Below are 11,651 nucleotides of genomic sequence, written 5' to 3' on the forward strand. Positions count from 1 at the left end.
AGGACCTAAGCGCCTTCACTTGTGGTCCTATTTTTCACCTTGCACTAATAACTTGCTCTTGCGCAAGAGGTACAAAATTTCCTTTTCCGCTTTTTCATAGGTAGCGTCTTTCAGAGGTCCACGTCCGACAATTACGATATGGTATCCTTCACGTATGTTGTGTTGATTGAGGCGATATACCTCTTTCATGAGGCGTCTGGCCCGATTGCGCTCCACAGCACAGCCAACCTTTTTACCTGTTACAAAACCGATACGTGTCGGTTGCTTTGCGACGGGCATACGATAGAGTACACACATGCGTCCTACTTCATATTTGCCGTATTTATAAACAAGGCGATATTCATTATTTTTCGTAATACGTCTTGTTTTATGAAGGCAATAATCCATATGCATTGTCCTTTAAGTCCTAAGAATAGAAAAACTTGGCAGCAGCGCCAAGTTTTTTCTCCTGCCTAACAGCTATTATATTATGCAGATAAGCGTTTTCTGCCTTTTGCGCGTCTTCTTTTCAAAACGAGACGGCCTCCAATAGTTTTCATGCGTTCACGGAAACCATGAGTACGTTTTCTCCAAAGAGTATTTGGTTGGTAAGTACGTTTCATTAGTAAAACACCTCCTCGTCCTTGTATTGTTTTACTTATACCATAACAGGGTTATTATAGAGGTAAAACGTAAATTTGTCAATATAATAAAGGCTATTCTGCTGTGAGTTCTTATATTTCTAAAAATAATTCTACTACACATTTTATACTTTAGTTGATGTTACGTTTCCAGGGGGAGGAATATAGGGCTCCTTCATCGCTCCATACTAATCGTAAAGTCGCTCAAAAGGACCCTATATTCCCTCCCAAGGTAAATTCTAATGTCACCTTCAACACCACTACATGATGTAAACGTAACATCAATTTTCAGCAACACAAGAACTCACAATCTAAATTTTTTATAATAGACAAATTTACATTTTAATCTCTATTTGGAAAAGGGAGGGAAAAGAAAGGGACTTTCCCCTGCAAAAAAAAGACATTTTGTTATTTTTAGTAAGTAACTTTTTTGAACATTTCTATAATGCATACAAGGTGTAGCAATTACTTTTATAGGATTGTGGATTGCATTTATTATAAATTTTCAGTTAGAGAGGACCGGATACTGATTTTTAAGCGACTTGCGCAGGATGGAGCGCAAAAATCAGTATCCGGTCCTTTTCTAAAGTAATTGCTACACCTCATCGTAGAAAGAAAGTTCAAAAAAGTTATCCACAGTTTAAATGACAAAATGCTCTTTTTTTGGTACAATCGAATCATAAATTAGGAAAAATCACAGTATATTGTAAAGTTTACATGGGTAACCCTCAAGGTTATCCACATTTTTTATCTTTTAATTCACATGTTATATAAGTTCAGGTTTTATATGGCTGAATCGGCTATATATTTCCACTTATTAACAAGTAATCCACAACTTATACACAGAAACGGAACAGTTTTCCACAGCTTTCACAACAGTTATACACATTTTTCCTAAACTATACACATTATTACCGTAGTTATACACATGAGGCACAATATGCAATCAATTGATTTGAATAATATATGGGAGCATATATTGCAGGAGGCGAAAAAAAGCATGCCTGACGCCCTCTACATGCGCGTCACGTCATCCCTGATTCCCATGTCCATCGATAATCATTCCATACATATCGGCGTTATGCAAAGTTTTATAAAAAACTTGATTGATCAGCAGCCCGTCATCAGTAATGCATTACAAAATGCGATTACCACCGTGCTCGGATCCCATCATGATATGGTGTTATTCGATTTTAACCAACAAGATGCGGGTACTGAAAGCACCATGCAGGATACATTCGATGATGCACCTGTCGCGGCACCGCCTATGCCGTTGCCGCCTCTCGATGACAAACCGTATCAGGAGGAATTTTACACGCCGGTCTATCAGGAGCCTGTTTATATTGAACGCGCTCCGTCGCCTGTAGATATTCCCGATGAACCTATGATAACGCCTAAAAAGGTGTCCGAATCGGTTCCCACCTTGCAGTCGGATAATGTACCGGTCGATTTATCCTTATCAAATCTGAATCCCGCGTACCGCTTCGATAATTACGTTACGGGCAATGCCAACCGCATTCCGTTCGGAGCCGCTCAAAATGTGGCGGAATTTCCGGGCGGCGACTATAATCCACTCTTTATCTACGGACCGTCGGGGCTCGGTAAAACTCATTTGATGCACGCCATCGGCAATGCCATCAAGGAAAATCACCCGCACATGAAGGTCATGTCCATTACGAGCGAGAACTTTATGAATATCTTCGTCGAAACATTGCAGCGCAATCAGGGCAAACTGTTCCGCAATACATTCCGCAATATCGACGTTCTCATGATTGACGATATTCAGTTTCTTGAAAGCCGTGAAAGTACAAAAACAGAGCTGTTCAATACATTTAATGAATTATTAAACAATAATAAGCAGATCGTCCTCACATCGGATACGATGCCGAATGACATGGAACAATTTGAGGACCGACTCAGATCCCGATTCCAGGCCGGCTACATCGCCACCATGGAAAATCCGGATTTGGAGACGCGCATCGCTATCTTTAAATCTCTGTTAGAACGGGAATACAACAAAAACAAGATCATTCGCATCGATAACGATTCCATCAACTATGTGGCGCTTCAGTTCAGCGAAAACGTCCGCGTCCTTCAGGGGGCTTTCAACAAGCTCATCGGCACCGCATCCATCGACCACCGCATGGAATCCATCGATCTGGAATATACTAAACAAGCTTTAGCGGGCCTCGTTCACGCGGAAGAAGTGAACCTGGTCAACATAGAAACCATTCAGAACTTCGTCAGTTCCTATTTCAATATAAAGAAACAGGATTTACTTGGAAAAAAACGAAAAGCTCAATTCGCATTTCCCCGTCAAATCGCCATGTATCTGTGCCGCGATATGATCAATGAAAGCTATCCGCAGATTGCAGCGGCTTTCTCGCGCGACCATACGACAATTCTTCACGCTTATGAAAAAATAACGAAAGAAATCGAAAAAAACGAAGAAACAAAATTGATGATCGGAGAAATCAAACAGAAATTAACAACCTGTGGATAAGTATGTGGATATAATGTGTACAACATTGTGGATATCACAAAATTGCGTATTTGCTGTGAATATGTGGATAACCGGGTACAACATGTCAACAGGGTTATACACAAGCCAAGTGATACACAGTCACTGGCGCCGTCGTACTTTTACACATATAAACATCACTCTACTACTACTTCTACTAAACTAACAAACAAATCAGAAAACTAGTAGAAACAGATCTACTGTAGAATATATATAAGGAGAACATTATGCATATTAAATTTCCGAAAGTAAATCTTCAAAAAGCAATCAACGTACTACAGAAGGTATCTCAAAATAAAACAAGTTCAAACTTACCGGGTGCTATCTATATGACAACTAAAAACGGACAAGTCGAACTACAAGGTAATGACTTTGAATTGGGTATCCGTTTGAGCATTGAAGGTGAAATTTTAGAACCCGGGACAATGGTCGTAGGATCACGTTATTTTCAAGAATTAATCCGTAAATTACCGGGTGATACGATTGAACTCTATAAACCGGAAGATGGAAATTCTTTAACAATCACATCGGGGTCCTCCGAATTCAACCTTGTTACACTTCATCCCGATGATTTTTCACTGGTAGAGCAAATTCACGATCAGGATCATCTCAACATCGACAGCTTTGCCATGAAAGAACTCATCGATTTAACAAATTATGCGGCCGCTACCGATGAGGACCGTCCTGTATTTACAGGGGCTCTTCTTGAAGTAAAGGAATCGGAAGTCACCATGGTGGCAACAGATACACATCGCATGGCGGTTAAGAAAATCACCATCGAAGAACCTGCGACGACTCCGATGCGCGCCATCATTCCTACAAAAACATTGGCCGAAGTATCCCGCTTATTGCCGACAGATAATCCGGCCGTGATCAATATCATCTGGAATCGTACGCAGATTGCTTTCAATTTTGAGTCGATTTATATCATTTCCCGTTTGATTGAAGGCACATATCCTGAATATGAAAAGGTAATTCCGTCCCAATTTGATTCCAGCGCCATCATCGACAGCAAGGAGTTTGCCGGTGCCGTAGATCGCGTATCGTTGTTGGCAAAGGATATCAGCTATAATGTCATCCGCTATGACTGGTCTGAAAGTAAGGTAACCTTATCCACACAGAATTCCGAAATCGGTATGGCTAAAGAGGATGTGCCTGTGGAATTTAAGGGCGTGCCGTTTACCATTTCTTTCAACGGTCGCTATATTGCAGATATTTTGCGTCACAGTTCGGGCGAAAATATTCATCTGTATCTGAAACAGAACGGACCTGTTGTGATTCGTCAGGATAACAATCCTAATTATACCTATGTCGTAACGCCTGTTCGTACGAATTCGTAATAGGAGGGCCTTATGAAAGAACAACGTCAGGTTCCTATTCATACTGAATATATTCAAATCGATCAGCTGTTAAAATTGGAAGGCGTCATCGAAACGGGCGGTCAGATTAAATCGTTTATCGATGATAAAGCCCTCACATTGAACGGTCAGATCGTTACGGAAAAGCGCAAGAAATGCCGTGTCGGTGATGTCATAACCTGTGAAGGCATCGATGTGGATTTCGTTGTTACCAAAGAGGAGGCATAATCGGTGAGAATTGACTCACTGCAATTATTCCAGTTTCGCAACTACAAGAATATTCAGATTCAGTTCAACCCGGAAATCATCGTCCTGTACGGTACAAACGGGGCGGGGAAGACGAATATCCTCGAGTCCATATATGTAGGAACTATCGGCAAGAGCCATCGCACGAACGATACATCGGATATGTTATTATTCAACGCGGATGAAGCGGGTCTCGTCGTGAAGTTCGAGAAAAAGGATACGCCTCAGAAGGTAAATATCAAGTTGTTCCGTCAAGGGGCGAAGGATATCAGATTGAATGATACGAAGATTTCTCAAAAGGAACTCATCGGTACATTGAATACGGTTATCTTCTGTCCGGAGGACTTACAGCTCATCAAGGGCAGCCCCTCTGGGCGTCGTCGATTTCTCGATATGGAAATCTCCCAGACAAGCGCTACCTATTATCATCAGCTCATACAATATAACCGGTTGTTGCAGCAACGCAATGCGCTGTTAAAAGAATACCGCGGCAAGCAGAGCATACCTCTCGATGAATGGGATTTACAGCTGGCGGATATGGCGAGTTTTATCGTAAAAAAACGCCTTGAAAGTCTAAAGAAAATCAATCTTCTCATCGATCTGATGAACCGTAAGCTCACGGGAGGTCTTGAAAATCTCACCATCGGCTATGAACAGTCATATATTGAGGACGGTTCTTTGGAATATACGAAGGAAGGCTTTTACGAGCGAATCAAGGCGGCTTTGCCTTTGGATCGTCATCGACTTACGACCAGTGTCGGTCCTCATCGCGATGATTTGAGATTTTTCTCGGACGGCATGGATCTAAAAAAATTCGGATCCCAGGGACAGCAGCGGACGGCCGTTTTGTCGCTCAAGTTGAGTGAACTGGAATTCATCAAATCCGAGGTGGGTGAATATCCGGTACTTTTATTGGACGATGTCCTGAGTGAATTGGACGAGTCGAGACGGGCGAATTTATTGCAGTTTATTCACAAACGAATTCAAACATTTATTACTACGACGGATATTCATGATTTTCAGGATTTGAAATCCGTTCAATTTATTCATTGTGAAGGGGGACAGATTCAGTATGGAAAGCCTTGATCTATGTTTGCCTATGGCTTTGAGTGAACTGAATTTGCTGGAACAGTATAAATTGAATACCCTCGTGCATCACTGGCATGATGTGGTGGGGGCCGTTATCGCCTCTCATGCGCAGATTGTGGATATCAAGCCGCCCCTCGTCATCATCAGCGCGGATACGTCCATGTGGATGCAGGAATTACAGATGCAGAAACGGCGTATCATCGAGGAAATCAACAACTATTACGGTCGTGAAATCATTGAGGATATTCGATTTATCATGCGTCGTCAGAGTTATGTGAAAGCAGAGGAAAATAAGGGATTGTCCATTCCGGATACGCCTGTTCCGGATAAGAATATAGATTTTGACAGTATCGTGCTTTCAGAGGACGATGTGAAAGCTATCGATCGGTCTTTAGAGAACACCGATGATGAGAAATTAAAAGTTGCTTTCAGAAAGATACAAATTACGCGGCGCAAGAAGGAAATTTATTTGGAGCGCTGCGGATATCATCGCTGTCATCGATGCGGCATGCACATGCAATCGAAAAAAGACGTATGTCCCACCTGCGAATATGAGATGCATCGGGAACATATCAAGGCCATTAAGGCTGTGATTCGAAAATATCCGTACATAAAGTACAGTGACTGTCAGGCCTTTATTGAATGTACATTTATTCATTTTGCAGAAGCGATGCGGGAATGTATTTACTTTTATTTGGATAAGATTTATAAGGGGTCAATCAATCGTTGCCACATGTATATGGCGGCTATGCTCATTACCCATAAAAAACAGGACGAACTGACGGAGCAGCACGTCATTAATCTGTGCAATAAATATCGATCCAAATTTCTTGCGGAAGAAGAACAACGCAAAATTGATGCGTTGAATGGGATTCTTGAAAAATAAATATAGTGTTGAACTGATTTAAGTATAAAATTTTAGTTAGAAGTGTTGTAAGTATTTGGATATATGGGTGATTGTTTTGTGTAGGGGGAGTTAGTTATGGTTATTATAATGTGGATAATTGTAATTATTTTATTGTTATATATAATAATTCCTAAATTAAATCGTTATTTATACTTACGTAAAAATCCGAGAATAAAAGCATCTATTTTAGCAGAAAAACTATATAATTCTTTATACTTTGAAGAGAAAGAAAGGTCAGAAAATTTTAAGGATTATGTATTTAATACTGATAATATAAATTTACAATTTGCAATAGTACTATATCGAGTAGAAGATAAGGCTATTGAAGTTATAGATATGTTAAAAGATATGAACGGTGAATATCTTATTCAATTGTTAGAATTAGAACCAAATCCATATGGTAAAGTTATAGAATATCCAGAAAATATATTAATAAAGGCAAAATTATCTATGGTTGAATATACACCTCAATTAATTTTAGCTAAATGGTTAGAAGATAATTTTGGTAGAAAAGAAGCAGCAAAATATGCATATGATTTAATAACTAATTATCCGTATTAATTTATTTTAACTATTTATAAAAAATAAGGAGTTTCTATGTACGTTCATATCGGTGATACTGTAGCGGTACCTATAGAATCCATCATTACCATGGTTCATGCAAAGGGCGGAAAATCTCATAAAAGTCCGATTCATCATTATGAATCGATGGAATATATCGCCATAGTGCCGGATGAAAAAATCAAGACATATGTGGTGACAGATGACTGTATATATGCATCCGGTATCAGTATTAAGACATTAATGAGACGAATTGATGAGTTTTATAGTATAATAAACAGATAAGTTAAATTTCCTTAACCGTTGTGGGTTAGGGTTTTGTTAGGAGGAGTTTGTTTCATGCCTGAACAAAATTATGGGGCCCAGAATATTCAAGTATTAGAAGGTCTTGATGCGGTTCGTAAACGCCCGGGGATGTATATCGGCAGTACGTCTGTACGCGGCTTACATCATCTCGTATATGAAGTAGTGGATAACTCTGTGGATGAAGCGCTCGCAGGTTATGCGACGCATATCGAAGTGTCTATCAATCCCGATAACAGTGTTACCGTAGTGGACGACGGTCGCGGTATTCCTACGGGAATGCACGAATCCGGTATGTCCGCCGTGGAATTGGTGTTGACCAAATTACATGCGGGCGGTAAATTCGGAGGCGGCGGATATAAAGTATCCGGCGGTCTGCACGGCGTAGGTATCTCCGTTGTTAATGCATTGAGCGAATGGACGAAGGTGCAGGTATCTCAAAACGGTATCATTCAGGAGATTACCTTTGCCCGCGGTCATAAAACATCGGAACTTACTGAAATCGGCAAGTCTGAAAGTACGGGTACTACCGTTATATTCAAGCCTGATGCTGAAATCTTTGAAACCACTGAATTCAATTTCGATACATTGAAAATACGCCTTCAGGAATTGGCGTTCCTCAATAAAGGTCTTCGCATCACATTGAGCGATTTGCGCCAGGATGAACCGCGTGTGGAAAGCTTTCACTATGAAGGAGGCTTGAGTTCTTTCATAACGTTCCTGAACGAAAATAAGGAAGTCGTAAATCCGACGGTAATCGACATTGAAAATACAAAGGATGATGTGGTCGTGGATGTGGCTCTTCAATATAATGACAGCTACAGCGAAAATATTTTGTCCTTCGTAAATAATATCAATACCGTGGACGGCGGTACACATCTGTCGGGTTTCCGCTCCGCTTTGACTCGTACATTGAACGATTACGGCCGTAAGGCCGGCTTGATCAAGGAAAATGAATCCAATCTGTCCGGCGAGGACGTGCGCGAAGGTTTGACCGCCGTCGTTTCCGTGAAAGTACTGGAACCTCAGTTTGAAGGTCAGACGAAAACAAAACTCGGCAACAGCGAAGTTAAGGGGATTACCGATGTCATCGTGTCGGATGGACTCAAGACATTCTTTGAGGAACATCCGCAGGATGCGAAGAAAATCATCGAAAAGGCGACCATGGCGAGCCGTGCTCGTGAGGCTGCCCGTAAAGCCCGCGATTTGACGCGCCGCAAAAATGCTCTTGAAGTGTCCAGCTTGCCCGGTAAATTGGCTGACTGCTCCGAAAAGGATACATCCATGACGGAAATTTATCTCGTCGAAGGTGATTCCGCGGGCGGTAGTGCTAAACAGGGCCGTGATCGCCGTTATCAGGCGATTTTGCCGTTGCGCGGCAAAATCCTTAACGTAGAAAAGGCGCGTCTTGATAAAATTCTGGCAAATAACGAAATTCGATCCATGATTACCGCTTTCGGTACAGGCATCGGCGATGAATTCGATATTACGAAATCCCGTTACAACAAGATTATCATCATGACGGATGCGGACGTCGACGGCGCTCATATCCGTACTTTGTTGTTGACATTCTTCTACCGCTATATGAAACCGTTGATAGAGGAAGGTCACATTTATATCGCTCAACCGCCTCTTTATCAGATCAAGAAGGGTAAATCCCACTGGTATGTATATTCCGATGCGGAAATGACAGCTAAACTTGATGAAATAGGCCGTGACGGCATTACGATTCAGCGATATAAAGGTTTGGGGGAAATGAACCCTGAACAATTATGGGAAACGACGATGAATCCTGAAAATCGCACGATTTTACAAGTCAGTCTTGAAGATTCCATCGAAGCGGATAAAATATTTACCGTATTGATGGGCGATAAGGTGGAACCGCGTCGTAAATTTATTGAAGATAATGCTAAGTACGTGCGTAATCTCGACTTATAAGGAGTACACATGTCTGATAATCAACATAATAACGTAGAGTATACGTCTAATACACAACAACATTTAAAACGCTCCCTCAAAGCGCGTCATATGAACATGATCGCCTTGGGCGGGGCTATCGGTACCGGTCTTTTCGTGGCCGGCGGTGAGGTGGTCAGTACCGCCGGTCCTGGTGGTGCTCTCGTGGCTTACGGTCTCATCGGCATCATGGTGTACTTTCTGATGACATCTTTAGGTGAGATGGCGACGTACTTGCCGATTCCCGGTTCGTTCGGAACCTATGCAAAACGCTATGTAGATCCTGCATTCGGCTTTGCGTTGGGGTGGAACTACTGGTTTAACTGGGCTATTACGCTGGCTGCAGAGGTGCTCGCAGGGGCGCTCATCATGAAATACTGGTTTCCTGATGTGCCGGCCATCGTGTGGTCCGCGCTGTTCCTTTTTATTTTATTCGGGCTCAACTATTTGTCCACTCGTTCCTTTGGTGAAAGCGAGTATGTGTTCTCCAGTATCAAGGTCATTACGGTATTCGTATTCCTGTTTTGCGGCTTTATGCTGATCTTAGGTATCGGCGGTACATCTCCGGGGTTCACGAACTGGACAGTCGGAGACGCTCCGTTCGTAGGCGGTTGGGAAGCGATTCTCGCCATCTTCATGGTAGCGGGCTTCTCGTTTCAGGGTACGGAGCTCATCGGTGTAGCGGCCGGTGAAGCGGAAGAACCGGAAAAAAATGTGCCGAAGGCGATTAATTCCATCTTCTGGCGTATTTTACTGTTCTATATTGGTGCTTTCACAGTTATCGGTTTCCTCATTCCCTATACGGATCCGAATTTATTGAATTCCAGCATTGAAAATGTGTCCATCAGTCCGTTCACCTTGGTATTCGACCGCTTCGGATTCGCCTTTGCGGCGAGCTTCATCAATGCCATCATTTTGACGGCTGTATTGAGTGCGGGTAACTCCGGTCTCTATTCTTCGACCCGTATGCTCTATGCGTTGGCGAAGGAAGGTCAGGCGCCTAAGATATTCGCTAAATTGAATAAACGCGGCGTGCCTGTTCCGGCGTTGGTGTTGACGACGGCTATCGGTTTGTTTGCATTCCTTACGAGCTTCATCGGTGAAGGTACGGCATATACGTGGATCGTCAATATTTCCGGTCTATGTGGTTTCATTGCCTGGGTCGGCATTGCGGTGGCGCACTATCGTTTCCGCCGTGCTTTCAAAGCGCAAGGCAGAGACCTCAGAGAATTGCCGTATAAAGCATCTTTCTTCCCGTTCGGTCCGATTATGGCGCTTATTCTTTGCGTTATCATCATCTGCGGCCAAAATTACACGGCTTTCACAGGCGAAACAATCGACTGGTACGGTGTATCCGTCGCCTATATCGGCCTGCCTGTATTCTTCGCCGTGTACCTAGGCTATAAATATACGAAGAAAACGAAGCTGGTGCCGTTAAAAGAGGTTAACCTGAATCGGGATTTCGAACGATAGAGATCCCGAGAGATAGGGATTCCGGTGTATCGACAGTTTCGTTGATGATATAGATTTTGTTGATATGGACGGACCTGTTTGTATCGGCAGTAAGGAGCCAATTATGATTATTACAACAACAATGCACATTGAAAATTATTCTATAAAAGAATATAAGGGCATCGTATTCGGCGAAGTCGTAGAGGGTCGTAATTTTGTAAAAGATTTTATGTCCGGCATCCGCGATATCGTAGGCGGTCGTAGCGGCAGCTATGAAGAATCCTTGATGAAAGCACGTCAGGCCGCACTCGATGAAATGGCGAGCCGCGCTCAGAAAATCGGCGCTAATGCGATTATCGGCGTATCCTTTCAATACAGCACAGTAGGTGAAACAAACGGCATGCTCATGATTACATGCAACGGAACGGCTGTAGTGATCTGATTTGAATCGTATAACTTAATAAGACATAAAAGGGACTGTAATAGAATGCGGTAAGACGGCATTTATAGTACAGTCCCTTTTCGTTTATCCGTCATAAAATATATGCGGTACAAAATAGAATACATCGATTTATAAAGATACAAAATACAATAAATCTATAGGATAATGTATATTGTAATATTGAGCGGGCCAAAGG

Annotated in this window: 12 protein-coding genes; 10 read left to right on the forward strand and 2 right to left on the reverse strand. The window is 42.2% G+C overall.

Translation table 11 applies throughout. The features are described 5' to 3' along the window. Positions 1 to 27: 27 nt before the first annotated feature. Both rnpA and rpmH read right to left on the reverse strand, forming a co-directional pair. Complete coding sequence (rnpA, locus tag VEHSUH05_RS04730) at positions 28 to 387, reverse strand: ribonuclease P protein component (protein WP_054674543.1); 360 nt, start codon at positions 385 to 387, stop codon at positions 28 to 30. 80 nt (positions 388 to 467) lie between these two features. Beyond that, positions 468 to 602, reverse strand: a complete 135-nt coding sequence (gene rpmH / locus VEHSUH05_RS04735; RefSeq protein ID WP_004692946.1) for a 50S ribosomal protein L34 — start codon at positions 600 to 602, stop codon at positions 468 to 470. 958 nt (positions 603 to 1,560) lie between these two features. On the opposite strand from rpmH, the gene dnaA reads away from it, so the two are divergent. The 10 genes from dnaA to VEHSUH05_RS04785 all read left to right on the forward strand — a co-directional run bounded on the left by dnaA (position 1,561) and on the right by VEHSUH05_RS04785 (position 11,455). Continuing rightward, complete coding sequence (gene dnaA, locus VEHSUH05_RS04740) at positions 1,561 to 3,123, forward strand: chromosomal replication initiator protein DnaA (RefSeq protein ID WP_105090877.1); 1,563 nt, start codon at positions 1,561 to 1,563, stop codon at positions 3,121 to 3,123. A 245-nt stretch (positions 3,124 to 3,368) separates the two neighbouring features. Further along, positions 3,369 to 4,481, forward strand: a complete 1,113-nt coding sequence (gene dnaN, locus VEHSUH05_RS04745) for a DNA polymerase III subunit beta (protein WP_105090878.1) — start codon at positions 3,369 to 3,371, stop codon at positions 4,479 to 4,481. Between the two features lie 12 nt (positions 4,482 to 4,493). Further along, the gene (locus tag VEHSUH05_RS04750) at positions 4,494 to 4,727 is read left to right on the forward strand and encodes an RNA-binding S4 domain-containing protein (RefSeq protein ID WP_054674450.1); all 234 of its coding nucleotides are present in this window, start codon (positions 4,494 to 4,496) and stop codon (positions 4,725 to 4,727) included. A gap of 3 nt (positions 4,728 to 4,730) precedes the next feature. Further along, entirely contained in the window at positions 4,731 to 5,831 is a 1,101-nt protein-coding gene (gene recF / locus VEHSUH05_RS04755) for a DNA replication/repair protein RecF (RefSeq protein WP_105090879.1), read from the forward strand. Further along, positions 5,818 to 6,720, forward strand: coding sequence for a DciA family protein (locus VEHSUH05_RS04760; RefSeq protein WP_105090880.1), 903 nt, complete (start codon positions 5,818 to 5,820; stop codon positions 6,718 to 6,720). The genes recF and VEHSUH05_RS04760 overlap by 14 nt, the downstream gene beginning before the upstream one ends. A 96-nt stretch (positions 6,721 to 6,816) precedes the next feature. Then, on the forward strand, positions 6,817 to 7,302 hold the full coding sequence (locus VEHSUH05_RS04765; protein ID WP_054674448.1) for a hypothetical protein: 486 nt from the start codon (positions 6,817 to 6,819) through the stop codon (positions 7,300 to 7,302). A 36-nt stretch (positions 7,303 to 7,338) separates the two neighbouring features. Further along, positions 7,339 to 7,587: an extracellular matrix regulator RemB gene (remB, locus tag VEHSUH05_RS04770; protein WP_054674446.1), complete on the forward strand. Its 249-nt coding sequence runs from the start codon at positions 7,339 to 7,341 to the stop codon at positions 7,585 to 7,587. A 54-nt stretch (positions 7,588 to 7,641) separates the two neighbouring features. Next, entirely contained in the window at positions 7,642 to 9,543 is a 1,902-nt protein-coding gene (gene gyrB / locus VEHSUH05_RS04775; protein ID WP_105090881.1) for a DNA topoisomerase (ATP-hydrolyzing) subunit B, read from the forward strand. Between the two features lie 9 nt (positions 9,544 to 9,552). Beyond that, on the forward strand, positions 9,553 to 11,034 hold the full coding sequence (locus VEHSUH05_RS04780) for an amino acid permease (protein ID WP_105090882.1): 1,482 nt from the start codon (positions 9,553 to 9,555) through the stop codon (positions 11,032 to 11,034). Between the two features lie 103 nt (positions 11,035 to 11,137). Continuing rightward, positions 11,138 to 11,455, forward strand: coding sequence for a YbjQ family protein (locus tag VEHSUH05_RS04785; protein ID WP_038117605.1), 318 nt, complete (start codon positions 11,138 to 11,140; stop codon positions 11,453 to 11,455). Positions 11,456 to 11,651: the final 196 nt, after the last annotated feature.

This window comes from Veillonella denticariosi JCM 15641, assembly GCF_002959855.1.
Classification (GTDB): domain Bacteria; phylum Bacillota; class Negativicutes; order Veillonellales; family Veillonellaceae; genus Veillonella; species Veillonella denticariosi.